This window comes from Ruegeria sp. BC5 (genome assembly GCF_056539205.1).
In genome coordinates this window covers 1189066-1204739 of record NZ_JBQFUN010000001.1, presented here as the reverse complement: position 1 = coordinate 1204739, position 15674 = coordinate 1189066, and the positions used below count along the sequence as shown (strand labels likewise).

The following is a 15674-nucleotide window of genomic DNA, read 5'->3' as shown; positions in this document are numbered from 1 at the left end:
TTGTGTGAATTCGTTCTGTCGTCGATCATGCAGTCGCAGCGAATGGCAGCTTCGACGGGCCGCACAGCCGCAATCAGAACCTGTGGTCAAGGTCGGCTCTGGGCCGACGTCGGCTGGCGTAATGCTGCAGGTCTGCCAATGACTGCGAAGGAGCCCAAAGGAAGGTCTTGTCAGACTAACTTCGCTTGAGCGGGGCAGGGCGGTTGCCTAGCTTTTGCCCATGACCAGACCCGCCTCTTTCAAATACTTCAAAACCAGTCCCGAGGTCATCCGCCTTGCAGTGATGCTGTACATCTGTTTCCCGCTCTCGCTTCGGAATGTCGAAGATCTGTTGCACGAGCGAGGCATCGACGTGAGGCACGAAACTGTCCGGTATTGGTGGAACAGGTTTGGCCCGATGTTTGCTGCTGAGATCAGACGGAAGCGTGTTCAGCAACCGCGCGCGTTCTCCAAATGGAAGTGGCACGTGGACGAGGTTTTCCTGAAGGTGAATGGCAAGAGACACTACCTCTGGCGGACTGTCGATCATGAGGGTGAAGTGCTGGAAGCAATCGTCACCAAACGCCGAAACAAGTAAGCTGCATTGAATTTCCTCAGGAAATTGATGAAGCGACACGGTTAAGCTGGAAACGTCGTCACCGGTCGCTTCGCCTCATACAGAACCGCGCTCAGAGAGCTGGGCGCGCTCGAAAAACAGCAGACGGGCAGGTGGCTCAACAACCGCGTCGAGAACTCGCACCTGCCGTTTCGACGACGCGAACGCGCCATGCAACGTTTCAAGCGCATGCGAAATTTGCAGAAATTCGTCTCGGTCCACTCCTCTATCTACAACCACTTCAACCAGGAAGGATCGCTCGCAAGCTGAGATACCTTCAAGCTGACCCGCCGCCGCTCTTAGCGAGTGGCGTCAACTTTGTTCCGAATAGGTTCGCAGCTTCCGCGGTAAACTGAGACTGGTTCGAATTTGTCTGACAGCACCGCCAAAAAAAAGGCGAAATCGACCACCTTCTGACTGCCTATTGAGCCGGTCAGTGTGCCGACTTTTCACAATACAATTGAAAATTTCTGGCTTTGGTAACCTCCGGACAACAGTCACCAAGTAATTCGTATCGGTGACATCGCCCAGACCATTGAGGCCTCTTTATCTGTTCGGTTGCGAAAGCGGTGTGCGATCATCGAGGGGTAGGAAAAACTGTCGCCTTCACGAAGGACAATGATTTCATCGCCAAGGCGCAGCTCGACTTCACCGCTAAGAACTATGGCGTGTTGCTCACCTTCAAAAGAATAGCCTTCGAGTGGCTCGGGTGGTTCTCCTGCGCCGGGGCGGAACCGTGATAGGATCAAGTAACAATGGCCGGACAATGTGCTTGAAAGCAACTCGTCCTCAAAACCTAATTCATCAGTTGAGCGCGTGTACATCGCGGACAGCGCCCTACGGTTTTCGCGTCGCACGACGTGCTTTCGCTCAAGAGGCCCGTTGCCTTCCTGTTTGGGAAAGAACCAATTGGGGTCAACTGCAAGCGCATCGCTGATTTCGCCAAGCAGGTCGTTCGACACCTTGGCCGCCCCAAGTTCAATTCGGCTGAGATAGGCTTTGGAGCACGACACCACCTCGGACAGGTGTTGTAGGGTCAATCCACGCGCTTTGCGCACTTCGCGAACTTCACTGCCGAGCCTTTGGGCGTCGGTCTGAGACACGTCACTTTTCATGACTTCAGAATAAATGATTTTAGTTGACTTTTCGAGCTCAAATCAACTTAGTTGAAAAGAAGGGGAAAAATCAACTGATTTTCCATCGGCTGGGAGAAAGTTATGCGCTTTGATTTGATTGCCAATTTTAGCCCCGGTGAGACGATTCCATGGACGCGCACGCTGGAGATGATCCTCGAACAGTGTTCGCTGGCCGAGCAGGCAGGGTTCACGACCGCATGGTTCACCGAGCATCATTTTGCCCATAACGGTTACATGAATGCGCCGCCCAACCCGATCCAGATGGGGACCCACGTTGCCGCGCATTGCAAGACGCTGCGGGTTGGAACAGCGCCCATCATTTTGCCTGACTGGCATCCTTTGCGCGTGGCTGAAGATGCCGCGATGCTGGATAATATGACGCTGGGCCGTTTTGATTTCGGCGTCGCCAAGGGCATCAATGAACGCTCGACCCTCCAGTTCAATAAAGATGCGGACCGGCGCGACAATGCCAAGGTTATGCGGCTGTATCAGGAGAGCCTTGAGATTATCCTGAAAGCCTGGACCAACGAAGCGTTCACCCATCATGGTGAGTTCTATCAATTCCCTGTTCCCGGCTGGAAAGAGAGCAACCGGTTCTTTGACCCTCTGGATCCGCGTTATCACGATAAAGATGGCGAATACAAAGCGATGTATGTGCATCCGCGCCCCTATTCCAACCCTCACCCTCCGGTCTGGCTGATGTCAAATGCACCGCCCACATTCAAACTGGCCGGGGAACGCGGTTGGGGCGTGATCTCGATGGCGGCTGGCCCCAAGGTGACGCTGGCCTGTTGGGAGCCCTACCGCCAGGCCCTGTCGCAACGCGAAGGGCGCGAGGTAAGTCTTGGCGAGGGCGTTGGTGTCTGCACAGCGTTTTATGTCGGTGAAAGCATGGAAGAAGCGGTGAACACAATCCGTGGTCCGATCAATGCCTATTACGAATTTCTCGGCGGGTCGCGCCCCAAGGGGGAATGGACCAAGCACGGCTATCTGGATGTCGGCGAAGAGATGACCCCCGAAGATGAGGACATGGACTGGTTTGATTTCCTCAATAAACGCGGGATCATTGTGGTGGGAGATGCCGAATATGTTGCGGATCGTTTTGCAGAACGGCAGGAAACCATCGGCCTCGATCACCTCATGCTGATGCAGCAATATACCGGCGTTCCTTACGAGAAAATTCTGGCCAGCTGGCATCGTCTGTTTGAGCATGTCGTTCCCAGGTTCGGCACGCAGTCCATCGCGCAAAAAAGGATGCTGGAACATGCTTGAGATTTGGGGGCGACCCTATTCGTCGAACGTCATTCCGGTGATCTGGACAGCGAATGAACTGGGGTTGGACTACGCGCTGCAACTTGCCGGGGGCAGCTTTGGCAAGCTCGACACCGAGATGTATGCGCAGATCAATCCCAACAAGATGATCCCGGCGATCCGCGACGGGGATTTTGCGCTGTGGGAAAGCCTTGCCATCGTACGCTACCTCTGTGATCGATACGGGGCAGGAACGCTGAGCCCGTCCGATATTCAGACCCGCGCGATTGCGGATCAATGGATGGAGTGGTCGGCAAGCCGCGCCTTTGGGCCGGTGATCTATCTGTTCTTCGCAACGGTGCGCACGCAACCGGGCAAGCGTGACCCTGAAAAGATCGCCAAGCTGCGCGATGAGGCGCACGAGGCCCTGACCCTTCTGGACCGGCACCTTGCGGAGCGCACCTATGTCTGCGGCGACAGCTTCACCATGGCGGATATTCCCTTGGGATGTGTGGCCTATCGTTATTTTAACGTCGAGGTCGACCGCCCGTCCTTGCAGAATGTCGAGGCCTGGTATCAGCGACTGGCGGAACGCCCCGCCTATCAGGATCACGTCATGCGCCCGTTCGGGACCAACCCCGATGAATGGGCTGCCTTGGAAAAAGCCTGTGCCAGCGAAGGGGTGCTATGATGGACGTCCGAGAATATCGCCGCGCACTTGGCGCCTTTCCGACGGGTGTTACCATTGTAGCCACCTATAACGCGGACAGAGAACCGTGGGGCCTGACCGCCAACTCATTCACTTCGGTCTCATTGCAGCCGCCGGTGATCTCGGTCTGTGTTGCAAAGTCAGGCCGGGTCTTCCCAACGCTGTCGCAATCGGATCATTTTGCGGTCAATATCCTGTCGGCCGAGCAGAAAGACCTTGCTATGCACTTTGCAAGCGATGTCGAAAACCGATTTACCGACACCGATTGGATCCCCGGAACCGCGACCCCCTTGATCCCCGGTGCCTCGACGCAATTGGAGTGTACGGTTCACAGCAGGGTCGACGCAGACGATCACGAGATCCTCTTGGGCCGCGTCATCAACTACGCCCACGCGCCCGCTCCGCCCCTTGTCTTTTGCCGCGGCGCGTTCTTCTCCGCGCCCCAACCCGAGGCTTCATCATGAGCGATCATCTGACCTTTCACACACGCTTCGGCCCTGATGAATTCGACGCTCAATATAATCTAAGGGCAGGGCGACCGGACTATGAAGTGACCGTCATTCCCGGTTGGAGCAGCGATAGCGAGACAGCGCGCGCCACCTGCGATTGCAGCCTGGACCTCCGCTATGGGGAAGGCGAGAAGCAAAGGTTGGATGTCTTCCGCTGCTTGGGCGCGGCTGCGCCGACATTGGTCTATTTCCACGGCGGCTATTGGCAGCGTGGTGACAAATCGATTTACAGTTTCATAGCGCCACCCTTTGTTGCCGCGGGGTTCAATGTTGTCGTCGTTGGCTACGATCTTTGCCCATCCGTGACCATTACGCGTATTTCAGAAGAAGCGCGTGAGGCCATGGCCTATATCTGGCGCAACGCGCGCGATCTGGGCATCAATCCAGACCGCATCACCGTGATGGGTCATTCCGCTGGCGGACATATCACCCAGATGATGATGGCGACTGATTGGCCTGCGTTTGGTGATGATCTTCCCGCGGACTTGATAAAATCCGGTATCCCGGTGTCACCGCTCAGCTATCTCGAACCGGTCCGTCTGACCGAAGCGCTGAATGCGGGCATCCGCATGGATCCAACAGAAGCCGAGGCTGAAAGCCCGATGACCAACCACCCCCCGGTCACCAATGCGCCTCAACTGGTTGTGGTCGGCGGTGCGGAAACCGAGGAATTCCACCGACAGGCACGCATGTATGTCGAAAAATACGAAACAGCAGATCGCAAGGTGGGTCTCTATTTCGTGCCGGGCGTGGATCACTTTGACGAACTGAATGTGCTTGTCGACCCGGCAAGCCCCTTCTTCAAACAAACTTGCGACATGCTTCAAGGAAAAGGACTGCAATCATGACCGCTTTGACCCGTGACCTTGTCGACTCGGTCGGCGACGCTTTTAACGCGAACGACATTGACGCTGTGATGAAGCATTTTGCAGACGACGCGACATTTGACCATGCCGTTGGCCCCGAAGAACATGGCATACGTCTGGAAGGTGCCGAGGCCATTCGCAACGCCTTTTCAACCCTGTTTGAAAAGGTTGCGAACGTGCATTGGGAAACACTTGACTGCACCATTTCTGGAAACAAAGCCTGTTGTGAATATCGCCGCACGGCCACGCACAAGGATGGCACCAAGGAAGAGTTTCTAAGCGTCGACATCTTGACCTACCGCGATGGGCTGATCGTTCACAAAGACACGTATTACAAGCAACGCACAAGCTGATCCGACAGTCTCGGACGCAGCCAGACACGCAGTCGTTTTACCGAACCTTTCCCAGTTTGGTGCCGCTGGGGTTGCTGGCCCGAGCGGCTGTGACTTCTAAAGCCAGGTTTCATTTCCAGATTGGGGCTAAGCGCTTCTGGCGTAGAAATTCAGGTGTTGAAATCCCGATCTTTGAACGTCATGTGTCCACTGAATGCAATCTTAGGGCGAGGCCGGTTTGGACGTTCAGCCGAGATGTAAGATTGCGGATCTATCGGGTGGTGAAGGCCGAAAATTGTTGCCATTGAAATTCACACCTAAGCATATGAAAATCGGCAATGCTAAATGGTGGCGCACCATATTATTTACAAAAAATATTATTATTCGTGAATTTTTTTACAAAATTATGTTTCAAAAATAGGAATTTATTGAGGAATTTTCATTCCGCTTTCCATTATTGAGATGCACAAAAGTGCGCTTTTGTCCGCTGGAAGAGGAGCCAGAGGGCGAAAGAACGAAAATGGGAGGAATGAATGACCAACAAATCTGTCACACGCCGCGGCGTGCTGAAGTCTGGTGCCGTTGCAGGTACCGGTCTGGCCCTGCCTACAATCTTTACGGCTTCGTCGGCTGCTGCTTTCACCAACGAACCGACAGGGGCATCTGTCACTTTGGGTTTCAATGTTCCGCAAACCGGACCTTACGCCGAAGAAGGCAATGACGAACTGCTTGCTCAGCAACTGGCCGTCGAACATCTGAACGGCGAAGGGGACGGGGGTTGCCTTAATACCTTCACATCCAAGGCGCTTCAGGGGAACGGCATCCTTGGCAAGAAAGTCGAATTTGTTACGGGTGACACGCAGACCAAATCGGACGCCGCGCGTGCCTCTGCCAAATCGATGATTGAAAAAGACGGCGCGATCATGATCAACGGTGGCTCGTCTTCAGGCGTGGCTGTCGCGGTTCAGGGCCTGTGCCAAGAGGCCGGCGTGATCTTTATGGCGGGTCTGACCCACGCGAACGACACCACGGGCAAGGATAAAAAAGCCAACGGGTTCCGTCATTTCTTCAACGCCTATATGTCGGGTGCAGCGCTTGCACCGGTGTTGGCAGCTGAGATGGGCAAGGAACGTCGCGCGTATCACCTAACGGCCGACTATAACTGGGGTTGGACCCAGGAAGAGTCGATCGTTGCCTCGACCGAAGCCTTGGGATGGGAAACGGTCAACACGGTTAAGACACCACTCGCGTCAACGGACTTTTCGTCCTATATCGCCCCGGTTCTGAACTCGGGCGCGGATGTTCTAGTTCTGAACCATTACGGCGGGAACATGGTGAATTCGCTGACCAACGCAATTCAATTCGGCCTGCTGGACAAGGTCGCCAATGGCAAGGACTTCAAGATCGTCGTGCCGCTGTATTCCGAGTTGATGGCCGCTGGTGCGGGTGAAAACATCAAGGGTGTCCTTGGATCGATGAACTGGAACTGGCAGCTGCAGGATGAGGGCACCAAAGCCTTCGTGAAATCCTTTGGCGAGAAGTACGGCAAACCTCCGTCCAACTCGGCCCAGACCTGCTATGCGCAAGTTCTGCTTTATGCGGATGCGTGTGAGCGGGCAGGAACCTTCAATCCATGCGGTATTGTCGAAGCTCTGGAAGACTTTGAGTTCGACGGGCTGGGCAATGGTCCGACTTGGTATCGCGGTGCGGATCACCAGTGTTTCAAGGACGTGTTGGTCGTGCGGGGCAACGAGAACCCGACCAACGAGTACGACACGCTGGAAATCGTCGAGATCACGCCGCGTGCGCAGGTCGAATACGATCCGGAACACCCGATGTTCGCCGGTGGTGAACTGGGTAAGTGCAACCCGGGCGCTTAAGGCCTTTGGCTGATGTCTGACCGCCGGTCTCGGCGGCCAGACCCCTTGTGGCCGGGCGCTAAAACCCGGTCACGACCACTCAATTACACTGACCAATCTTGAGGTGGGGCCGATGGACGCCATCCTACTGCAAATTCTCAACGGGCTGGACAAGGGCTCGGCCTATGCGCTGATCGCGCTGGGCCTGACGCTGATTTTCGGAACGCTGGGTGTTGTGAACTTTGCCCACGGGGCGCTGTTCATGATCGGAGCGTTCTGCGCGGTGACCTTACAGAAGCTTCTGAACCTGAGTTTCGAAACGGTTGACGAATCCCAGAAGGACTTTCTGGGCAACCCGCTGAAAGTTGAAACGCCTTATGTCGAGGCCTGGTTCGGCCCCGAGGTCGGAGCCACCATCATCGACTGGTCCGTTCCGCTGGCGATCCTTTTTGCGATCCCCATCATGTTGCTGGTTGGCTATGTAATGGAGCGTGGGCTGATCAAGCATTTCTACAAGCGCCCTCATGCGGATCAGATCCTTGTGACCTTTGGACTGGCCATCGTGCTGCAGGAAATTGTCAAATATTTCTTCGGCGCAAATCCGATCCAGACCCCGCCGCCAGATGCGCTGAGCGGGTCGGTCGATTTGGGCATCATGGTTGGGTTCGACCCCAACGCGATCATCTATCCGATCTGGCGTTTGGTCTATTTCGGATTTGCGGTGGGCATCATCGGTGCGGTGTTCTCATTCCTGCAATTCACTACGTTTGGTATGGTCGTGCGTGCCGGGATGGCGGATCGCGAAACTGTCGGTCTGCTGGGTATCAACATCGACCGCCGGTTCACCATCATGTTCGGCATCGCCGCTGCCGTGGCCGGCCTTGCCGGGGTGATGTACGGCCCGCTTAATCCGCCAAATTACCATATGGGCATGGACTTTCTGGTTCTCAGCTTTGTAGTGGTCGTTGTGGGCGGCATGGGTTCATTGCCAGGCGCGGTGCTGGCCGGGTTCTTGCTGGGTATTTTGGAGAGCTTTGCCTCGACAACCTGGGCAACCACTACGATCCCGGGCATCAATCAGATCATCATCTACCTTGTCGCCATCATCGTGCTGCTGACGCGTCCACGCGGTCTAATGGGCCGCAAGGGCGTGATGGAGGAATAAGCCCATGTTGGGACTAAACAAAAAAGACACCGGCCTGCTGATCATCGTTGCGATCCTGACATTGCTGGCCCCCTTCATCCTGAACCCATTCCCTGAAGGCAGCGCTATGGCGCAATTCAATGCTGGGTATCCGGATCTGATGCAGCGTTTCGTGATCTTCGGCATCTTCGCCATCGGCTTCAACATCCTGTTCGGCTTGACGGGATACCTGTCTTTCGGTCACGCGGCCTTTCTGGGGGTGGGGTCTTATTCCGCCGTTTGGATGTTCAAGCTACTCAGCTACAACATCCTTCCGGCCATTGCGCTAAGTGTGGTCGTCGCCGGATTGTTTTCGCTGCTGATCGGCTTTGTCAGCCTGCGCCGGTCAGGAATTTACTTTTCAATCCTGACACTGGCCTTCGCGCAGATGAGTTTTGCGCTGGCTTATTCGGTGCTATCGAACCCCAAGTTTAACCTGACGAACGGGGAAACCGGCCTGCAAGTCTATGCAGATGATCCGCAGATCCTGCAGGGCGCCAATGCGCCGGACCTGCCGCACCTGTTCGGCTTACCGATGCGTGCGACCTACACAATGGACGTGGGCGCATGGAGCTTTGATTTCAACGCGGGCTATTACCTGTGCGCGGTTGTTCTGATGGTGGTGTTCTACCTGTCTATCCGCATCTTCCGGTCGCCCTTTGGCATGATGTTGCGGGCGGTGAAATCAAACCAACAGCGGATGAATTACACGGGTTTGAACTCGAAGCCTTACACGCTGGCGGCCTTTGTAATCTCGGGCATGTATGCCGGTCTGGCCGGTGGTCTGATGGCCGCGATGGACCCGCTGGCTGGTGCTGAACGGATGCAATGGACAGCCTCGGGAGAGGTGGTCCTGATGACTATCCTTGGCGGCACCGGAACACTGATCGGTCCGGTTCTGGGTGCTGGATTTATCAAGTATTTTGAGAACATCTTCTCGAAAATCAACGATAACGTCCTGCACAGCTGGTTCGCATTCCTGCCTGATGGGCTGGAGGATGCGGTTGTCTTCGTGATCCATCCGTTCATCGGTAAAGGTTGGCATTTGACGCTGGGCATCCTGTTCATGCTGGTCGTCATCTATCTGCCAGGCGGTCTTGTCGAAGGTGGCCAACGATTGCTCAACCGCTTTAAGCGCAAGAAATCTAATACCGACGATGCAACGTCGGGCAAAACAGAACCGGCCGAGTAGGGGGCGAACCATGGCAATTCTAAGAGTCAAAGATGTCAGCAAGCGCTTCGGTGGTCTCAAGGCGCTGACGGATGTAAACCTCAATGTCGAAGAGAACTCGGTCCACGCCATCATCGGTCCCAACGGTGCAGGTAAGTCGACGCTGTTGAATTGTTTGGTGGGCAAGCTGATGCCGGACACCGGGTCCGTTTTGTTCAACAACAATTCGGTACTTGGGTTGGAGCCGTTCCAGATTAACCAGATGGGCATCAGCCGCGTGTTTCAGACGCCCGAGATATTTGGCGAGCTGACGGTGATGGAAAACATGTTGATCCCGATCTTCGCAATGCGGGATGGGGCTTTTCGGATGCATGCCTATGAGACCATCGCCAATGAAAAGGCGGTTGTGGAACAGGCCGAGGCGATGCTGGAAGAGATGAACATGGCTGACAAACGCGAAATGCACGCCGCTTCGCTGTCTCGTGGTGACAAGCGGCGGCTAGAGATCGGCATGTGCCTCAGTCAGAACCCGCGCTTGCTGCTGTTGGACGAACCCACGGCGGGCATGGCGCGGGCTGATACCAACAATACCATTGATCTGCTGAAGCAAATCAAGGACGAGCGCGACATCACCATCGCGATCATTGAACATGACATGCACGTGGTCTTCAGCCTGGCCGAACGCATCACGGTTTTGGCGCAAGGCACACCCCTGGTTGAAGACACGCCTGAAAACATTCGTGGCAACCCAAAGGTCCGAGAGGCCTATTTGGGCGAAGCAGCGTAAGGAAAAGCTATGAACGAGAAACCTGACTTTTCGAAAAACGCGAACAGGGCCAGTACCGCACCTGCGTTTCTTTCGGTGTGGGATATGCATTCATACTACGGAGAAAGCTACATAGTTCAGGGCGTCAGCTTCAATGTACATGAAGGTGAGATTCTAGCTCTTCTTGGGCGAAACGGCGCTGGCAAGACCTCGACGCTCCGTTCCATCGCAAGGGTCGGAGAGCCGGAAGTAAGGCATGGCGAAATCTGGCTGGATCACCAACCGCTGCACAATATGACAAGCTACGAAGCGGCTGCTGCGGGTCTTGGTCTTGTCCCGGAAGATAGGCGAATTATTCCGGGCCTAACTGTCGAAGAAAACCTGCAGCTTGCGCAAATCGCGCCGCCGATTGGATGGTCGTTGGAAAGGTTATACGAGTTGTTCCCGCGCTTGGGCGAGCGCCGCAAACAAGAGGGAATTACGTTGTCCGGCGGCGAACAACAGATGCTGTCAATCGCCAGAGCACTGGCCAGAGACATCAAGGTCTTGCTTTTGGATGAGCCTTATGAAGGTTTGGCCCCTGTCATCGTCGACGAGATCGAAAAAACGCTTATTCATGTCAAGCAACAGGGCATGACCACGATCATCGTCGAACAGAACGCCGTTCGTGCTTTGGAACTGGCAGACCGGGCGATTATTCTGGATACCGGGAGCATTGTGTTTGACGGGACTGCGAACGAGGTGCTGGAAGATACCAATCTTCGGGAAGAGTATCTGGCGATATAAGTATCCTGTTTAGCCGCATGAAAAGTCTAAAGATATTAGGCTTTTCAGGTGCTTGAAATTCGCTGATTTGGGCGGTTTCGGATAAACCATTGCCCGTCTTTCAAAGACAGTCAAACCTGCTGGCCACGCACGTCACCAACCCATTCTGTGTGGGGGTTGGCCTTCACTTCCTCGAGCATTTTTAGAACTTCGGCTTTCCAACCAGCCTTGATCTTTAAGGCCAACTGAGACGGCGGGCGGTGAGCGGGTTCAAGGATCGCATATTCATACCTGAGCGGATTGTCCAAAGGCACGAACACAACCTTGTCGTTGGACAGGTTCATCTCACGTTCCGTTGCGACGGTCAGCGGATCAACTATCGTGCAGCACTGGCCCGAACTTACAAACGGAATGAGCGGTAGGAAATACTGACAGGTCACGGTCGGGTTATAATTGGCGGATATGTCCTGAAACTCTCGCCGGACTTTGCGCTGAAACGGATGGGTTGCGTATAGCCCGCCCATCGGCGTTCCGTCCAAATCGGAAATCGTAATGCTGTCCTGGGACGCAAGCGGATGATCGCAATCTATCGCGCAGAAACAGTCTGCCTGAATCAGTTCGACCGAATATTGTGCTTTTCGCCCGGCTGAATGCTCGAAATCAGCAAAGCCGAAATCGATATTCTGCGTTCCCGCAAGTTCCATAATTTGCGGAGAACTCCGCGAGGACAACGTGATTTGAATGTCCGGGTTTTCACCCACCGACTGACTGATGAACCGCGGGAACAAAAAGGCCGAAGGGCCCGGCATCGTTGCGATATTCAGGCTGCCGGAATGCCCTTTGATCAAACCCTCCATGGTGTTTGAGATCGTTGACAGGCGATCCAGAATGCCTGCGGTCTCGGCCAGAAGGTAATGCGCCTCGGGGACCGGAACCAGCCGACGTCCTTTGCGTTCAAACAATGTCAGGCCCAAAGATTTTTCGAGGTTCTTGAGGGCAAGGCTGATAGCAGGCTGCGTCCGATGCAATTTCTTGGCAGTCTGAGAGATGGAGCCGGACTCCATCACCTCGCGAAAAACGGTGAGTTGGGTGAGGTTCATGCTCAATGTATAAGTTAAAATTTAATTTTGTGAAATATAACAAATTTGTATTTATGAGAATTGCCTTTACGCTTGCAGGATCGAAGTCGGGCGAACCGAATCCGACGTTCCAACTTGGGAGATGACAATGAAACTAGTGAAATGCTTGACTGGACTGGCTTTGGCTGGCGCGCTGGCCGCACCGGCGTTGGCGCAGGACCCGACCTTTTTCCGCATCGGCACCGGCGGTGCTGGCGGAACCTACTTCCCCATCGGCGGCACCATCGCAAACGGTATCTCGGCCCCTCCGGGTTCCCGCCCCTGTGAAGAAGGCGGCCAGTGCGGTGTTCCTGGTCTGATCGCGATTGCACAATCGACCACCGCGTCGGTGTTCAACAACGCGGCTGTTCAGAACGGTGAGTTGGAAGCTGGCCTTGCGGCGGCGGATGTCACCCGCTCGATGTATCTGGGTGAGGGCAAGTTCGAGGGCAAACCGCACCCCAAGCTGCGCATTGTCGCCAATCTGTTCCCCGAAGACCTGCACCTGGTGCTGCCCGCCGGATCGACGATCAACGATCTGGGTGATCTGGAAGGCAAGCGTGTCGGTATCGCGCAGGCTGGCTCCGGCACGCAGGTTGCCGTGCTGCAGATGCTGGACGCCTGGGGTGTTAACCGTGACAACATGGACGAAGCCGAACTGAACAACAGCCAAAGCGCCGAGCGTTTGGCCGATGGTCAGCTGGACGCCTACTTCTATGCCGCAGGCTGGCCGGTTGCCGCGATGGTGCAGCTTTCCTCGACCAAGGGTATGAACCTGCATTCCTTCAGTGACGAAGATCTGGCCAAGATCAACGAGATCATTCCGGCCTATATCCCCTCGGCCATTCCGGGTGGTGTTTATGAAGGTATCGATGGCGAAACCAAGACCCCCGCGGTCAGCGCGATGCTGGTTGTGTCCTCGGACCTGTCGGATGATCTGGTCTATCAACTGACCAAGGCGATGTGGAACGACAACACACGCAAGCTGCTGGACAATGGCCATGCCAAAGGCAAGCAGATCACGCCAGATACCGCGCTGGACGGCGTCGAAGCGCTGGGCGTTCCGCTGCATCCGGGTGCCGAGAAGTTCTATAAAGAAGCCGGGCTTCTTCAGTAATCAAATCCCACCGTAACCTATCGTCCGGTGCCCCATTTCGGGGCACCGCACACTTGAATTATGCGAAATCAGGGGGCCATCATGACCGAGACCCAGAAACTTGATGACCACGAACTGACGGCCGAGGAACTTGCGGCCATCGAAGAACAGTTCGACGAAGGCGCCGCTGTTCGTCAGGTCACACCAACCACCGGTAAGGTCCTGCGCGTTGTTGCCCTGATCTTTGCGTTTTACGAATTCTTTACTGCCGGGTTCGGCCTGCCTGCCGACCACTGGCATATGGGTATCTATCTGGCCCTGCTGTTCATTCTGGTTTACGCGACCATTCCGATTATCGGGTCGCAAAGCCTGTATGCGCTCAAAGTCAGCCGGTTCCGCATCGGCAACATCCCCCTTTACGATCTGGTCTTCATGGCGCTGGGTATCATTGCCGCGCTGTACGTCGGCTTCGCCTGGCGTGGCATTCCCTTTCTGGGGATCGAGGAGCAGACGTTCCGAATGGGCAACCCAAACGGCTATGACGTGTTCCTGGGCGTCGTCATCATTCTGCTGGTGCTGGACATCGCGCGCCGCACGCTGGGTTGGGTTCTGCCGCTGATCATCTGTGTATTCATTTCATACGCGCTGCTGGGGCCGTATTTCCCCGGTCTGCTGCAACATCCCGGTGTGAACTTCAAAACTTTCGTGTCGTCGATGTATTTCCCGCAAGAGGGTATTTATGGCGTCACTCTGTGGGTTGTCTCAACCATCGTGTTCCACTTTGTCCTGTTCGGCGTGATCGCACAGCGCACAGGTCTGGGACAGCTTTTCATCGATAACGCCACGATTTTGGCGGGCCGCTATACTGGCGGTCCGGCAAAAGTGTCGGTGGTATCCTCGGCCTTCTTCGGCACGATCTCGGGTTCTTCGGTGGCCAACACCGTATCAACCGGCGCGCTGACTATCCCAAACATGAAGCGCCTAGGATACCCCGGCCATTTTGCAGGCGGGGTCGAGGCCGCGTCTTCGGCTGGTGGTCAAATTACACCGCCGATCATGGGCGCTGCGGCGTTTATCATGGCCGAGTTCCTTGAGGTTCCGTACACCACCATCGTGATTGCGGCGATCTTCCCAGCGATCCTGCACTATGTCGGCGTCTTCGCCGTTGTGCATCTGATGGCGCGTAAACTGAACCTGCAGGGTCTGGCCAAAGAGCAGTTGCCGCAGCTCAAGGCTGTCTGGGCCGAAGGCTGGGCTAATATTGTGCCTCTGATCGGTTTGCTGGTGGTTCTGTTCACCGGTTACACGCCGTTCATGTCAGCTTTCTGTGGTATCTCGCTGGCGGTGATTGCGGGCATGTCGCGGATCAAGCAACCTCCGACTTTGATCTACGCAGCCGCCTTCCTGGCCTTTGTCCTTTGGAAATTCTCGGATGGCGGATTTGATCTGACCATGACGGCCATTCTGTGCGGACTTTCGGTTGTCGCAACGCTCAACCCGCAAAAACGGATCGAAGTGCCGGAGATGCTGCAGGCGGTCGAGTTGGGCGTGAAATATTCGCTGGCCGTGGGTGCGGCTGCTGCAGCAGTGGGCATCGTGGTCGGAGTGATCAACACTACCGGCATCGGGTTCCGCATCGGGTTTATGGTGACGCAGGGCGCAGGCAATCTGGCGTCGGATCTGTACAACATGATCTCGTTTGGCAGCTTCCAACTGTTTGCGATGGAAGACCTGCAACTGTTCATCTCGCTGGTCTTCATCGCCATCGTCTGCATCCTGATGGGCGCGGGTATCCCCACCACGGCGCTGTACATCATGCTGGTGTCCGTCGCCCAGCCTGCGCTGGCGCAGCTTGGTGTCCCGCCGATCGCTAGCCACCTGTTTGTGCTGTACTATGGGGTGGTCTCGGAAATCACGCCGCCAGTCTGTACCTCGGCCTATGCGGCAGCGGCCATTGCGAACTCGAACCCGTTCCGTACCGGGCTATCTGCCTTTACGCTCGGGTTGGGCAAGGTGATTGCACCGATGGCTTTTGTCTATGCGCCGGTTCTTCTGTTTGTGTCTTCGACCGGGTTTGACCTGTGGGAATTCACCTATACGGCATCAAGCTGTATCGCCGGGGTTATCGCCCTGTCCGCAGCCGTCGTGGGATACTGGCTGAGCCCGTTGAACATGGTGTCGCGTATCCTGATGGCGGTCGCCGGGGTCATTTTCGTGGCGCCGACCCTGACTGCCGATCTGGTCGCGCTGGCCGTGGCTTCGCCAGTCATCATCACGCAGTTGATCGCCCGCAATCGCAGTCATTCGGCGGCCTGATG

General features: G+C 55.6%; 14 protein-coding genes and 1 pseudogene. 13 read left to right on the top strand and 2 right to left on the bottom strand.

Going from position 1 to position 15674, the window contains the following annotated elements; genetic code table 11:
- Positions 1 to 220: 220 nt before the first annotated feature.
- Positions 221 to 926 (top strand): annotated as a pseudogene (locus tag ACR0LY_RS06025) (IS6 family transposase).
- Positions 927 to 1092: 166 nt separating this feature from the next.
- On the opposite strand, the gene ACR0LY_RS06020 reads toward ACR0LY_RS06025, so the two are convergent.
- On the bottom strand, positions 1093 to 1710 hold the full coding sequence (locus ACR0LY_RS06020; protein ID WP_174820408.1) for a helix-turn-helix domain-containing protein: 618 nt from the start codon (positions 1708 to 1710) through the stop codon (positions 1093 to 1095).
- A 102-nt stretch (positions 1711 to 1812) separates the two neighbouring features.
- On the opposite strand from ACR0LY_RS06020, the gene ACR0LY_RS06015 reads away from it, so the two are divergent.
- The 10 genes from ACR0LY_RS06015 (at position 1813) to ACR0LY_RS05970 (ending at position 11163) form a co-directional block, all read left to right on the top strand.
- Positions 1813 to 3003: an LLM class flavin-dependent oxidoreductase gene (locus ACR0LY_RS06015; RefSeq protein ID WP_170348205.1), complete on the top strand. Its 1191-nt coding sequence runs from the start codon at positions 1813 to 1815 to the stop codon at positions 3001 to 3003.
- Complete coding sequence (locus ACR0LY_RS06010) at positions 2996 to 3673, top strand: glutathione S-transferase family protein (RefSeq protein WP_170348206.1); 678 nt, start codon at positions 2996 to 2998, stop codon at positions 3671 to 3673. Before ACR0LY_RS06015 ends, ACR0LY_RS06010 begins: the two co-directional genes overlap by 8 nt.
- Positions 3670 to 4155, top strand: a complete 486-nt coding sequence (locus tag ACR0LY_RS06005; RefSeq protein WP_170348207.1) for a flavin reductase family protein — start codon at positions 3670 to 3672, stop codon at positions 4153 to 4155. The genes ACR0LY_RS06010 and ACR0LY_RS06005 overlap by 4 nt, the downstream gene beginning before the upstream one ends.
- The gene (locus ACR0LY_RS06000) at positions 4152 to 5048 is read left to right on the top strand and encodes an alpha/beta hydrolase (protein ID WP_170348208.1); all 897 of its coding nucleotides are present in this window, start codon (positions 4152 to 4154) and stop codon (positions 5046 to 5048) included. The genes ACR0LY_RS06005 and ACR0LY_RS06000 overlap by 4 nt, the downstream gene beginning before the upstream one ends.
- Positions 5045 to 5419 carry a nuclear transport factor 2 family protein gene (locus tag ACR0LY_RS05995; RefSeq protein WP_170348209.1) on the top strand — a complete coding sequence of 125 codons (375 nt, stop codon included), beginning with the start codon at positions 5045 to 5047 and terminating at the stop codon, positions 5417 to 5419. Before ACR0LY_RS06000 ends, ACR0LY_RS05995 begins: the two co-directional genes overlap by 4 nt.
- Positions 5420 to 5931: 512 nt before the next feature.
- A complete protein-coding gene (locus ACR0LY_RS05990) occupies positions 5932 to 7278 on the top strand; it encodes a substrate-binding protein (RefSeq protein ID WP_170348210.1) in 1347 nt (448 codons plus the stop codon).
- 112 nt (positions 7279 to 7390) lie between these two features.
- Complete coding sequence (locus ACR0LY_RS05985; RefSeq protein ID WP_170348211.1) at positions 7391 to 8422, top strand: branched-chain amino acid ABC transporter permease; 1032 nt, start codon at positions 7391 to 7393, stop codon at positions 8420 to 8422.
- A gap of 4 nt (positions 8423 to 8426) precedes the next feature.
- Positions 8427 to 9632: a branched-chain amino acid ABC transporter permease gene (locus ACR0LY_RS05980; RefSeq protein ID WP_170348212.1), complete on the top strand. Its 1206-nt coding sequence runs from the start codon at positions 8427 to 8429 to the stop codon at positions 9630 to 9632.
- A gap of 10 nt (positions 9633 to 9642) precedes the next feature.
- Entirely contained in the window at positions 9643 to 10398 is a 756-nt protein-coding gene (locus ACR0LY_RS05975) for an ABC transporter ATP-binding protein (protein WP_170348213.1), read from the top strand.
- A gap of 9 nt (positions 10399 to 10407) precedes the next feature.
- Positions 10408 to 11163 (top strand): ABC transporter ATP-binding protein, encoded by a 756-nt coding sequence (locus tag ACR0LY_RS05970; RefSeq protein WP_170348214.1) that lies wholly within the window; start codon positions 10408 to 10410, stop codon positions 11161 to 11163.
- Between the two features lie 110 nt (positions 11164 to 11273).
- Here ACR0LY_RS05970 and ACR0LY_RS05965 read toward each other — a convergent pair whose 3' ends face one another.
- Positions 11274 to 12242, bottom strand: a complete 969-nt coding sequence (locus tag ACR0LY_RS05965) for a LysR family transcriptional regulator (RefSeq protein ID WP_170348215.1) — start codon at positions 12240 to 12242, stop codon at positions 11274 to 11276.
- Between the two features lie 127 nt (positions 12243 to 12369).
- On the opposite strand from ACR0LY_RS05965, the gene ACR0LY_RS05960 reads away from it, so the two are divergent.
- Together ACR0LY_RS05960 and ACR0LY_RS05955 are read left to right on the top strand one after the other, a co-directional pair.
- Entirely contained in the window at positions 12370 to 13377 is a 1008-nt protein-coding gene (locus ACR0LY_RS05960; RefSeq protein ID WP_170348216.1) for a TAXI family TRAP transporter solute-binding subunit, read from the top strand.
- A gap of 81 nt (positions 13378 to 13458) precedes the next feature.
- Positions 13459 to 15672 carry a TRAP transporter permease gene (locus tag ACR0LY_RS05955; RefSeq protein ID WP_170348217.1) on the top strand — a complete coding sequence of 738 codons (2214 nt, stop codon included), beginning with the start codon at positions 13459 to 13461 and terminating at the stop codon, positions 15670 to 15672.
- Positions 15673 to 15674 lie beyond the last annotated feature (2 nt).

Excerpts from the sequence above, each read along its gene's own strand:
- ACR0LY_RS05970 (WP_170348214.1), top strand. The coding sequence starts at position 10,408 with ATGAACGAGAAACCTGACTTTTCGAAAAACGCGAACAGGGCCAGTACC.
- ACR0LY_RS05955 (WP_170348217.1), top strand. The coding sequence starts at position 13,459 with ATGACCGAGACCCAGAAACTTGATGACCACGAACTGACGGCCGAGGAA.
- ACR0LY_RS06015 (WP_170348205.1), top strand. The coding sequence starts at position 1,813 with ATGCGCTTTGATTTGATTGCCAATTTTAGCCCCGGTGAGACGATTCCA.
- ACR0LY_RS05985 (WP_170348211.1), top strand. The coding sequence starts at position 7,391 with ATGGACGCCATCCTACTGCAAATTCTCAACGGGCTGGACAAGGGCTCG.
- ACR0LY_RS05990 (WP_170348210.1), top strand. The coding sequence starts at position 5,932 with ATGACCAACAAATCTGTCACACGCCGCGGCGTGCTGAAGTCTGGTGCC.
- ACR0LY_RS05965 (WP_170348215.1), bottom strand. The coding sequence starts at position 12,242 with ATGAACCTCACCCAACTCACCGTTTTTCGCGAGGTGATGGAGTCCGGC.
- ACR0LY_RS05960 (WP_170348216.1), top strand. The coding sequence starts at position 12,370 with ATGAAACTAGTGAAATGCTTGACTGGACTGGCTTTGGCTGGCGCGCTG.
- ACR0LY_RS05995 (WP_170348209.1), top strand. The coding sequence starts at position 5,045 with ATGACCGCTTTGACCCGTGACCTTGTCGACTCGGTCGGCGACGCTTTT.
- ACR0LY_RS05980 (WP_170348212.1), top strand. The coding sequence starts at position 8,427 with ATGTTGGGACTAAACAAAAAAGACACCGGCCTGCTGATCATCGTTGCG.
- ACR0LY_RS05975 (WP_170348213.1), top strand. The coding sequence starts at position 9,643 with ATGGCAATTCTAAGAGTCAAAGATGTCAGCAAGCGCTTCGGTGGTCTC.
- ACR0LY_RS06020 (WP_174820408.1), bottom strand. The coding sequence starts at position 1,710 with ATGAAAAGTGACGTGTCTCAGACCGACGCCCAAAGGCTCGGCAGTGAA.
- ACR0LY_RS06005 (WP_170348207.1), top strand. The coding sequence starts at position 3,670 with ATGATGGACGTCCGAGAATATCGCCGCGCACTTGGCGCCTTTCCGACG.
- ACR0LY_RS06000 (WP_170348208.1), top strand. The coding sequence starts at position 4,152 with ATGAGCGATCATCTGACCTTTCACACACGCTTCGGCCCTGATGAATTC.
- ACR0LY_RS06010 (WP_170348206.1), top strand. The coding sequence starts at position 2,996 with ATGCTTGAGATTTGGGGGCGACCCTATTCGTCGAACGTCATTCCGGTG.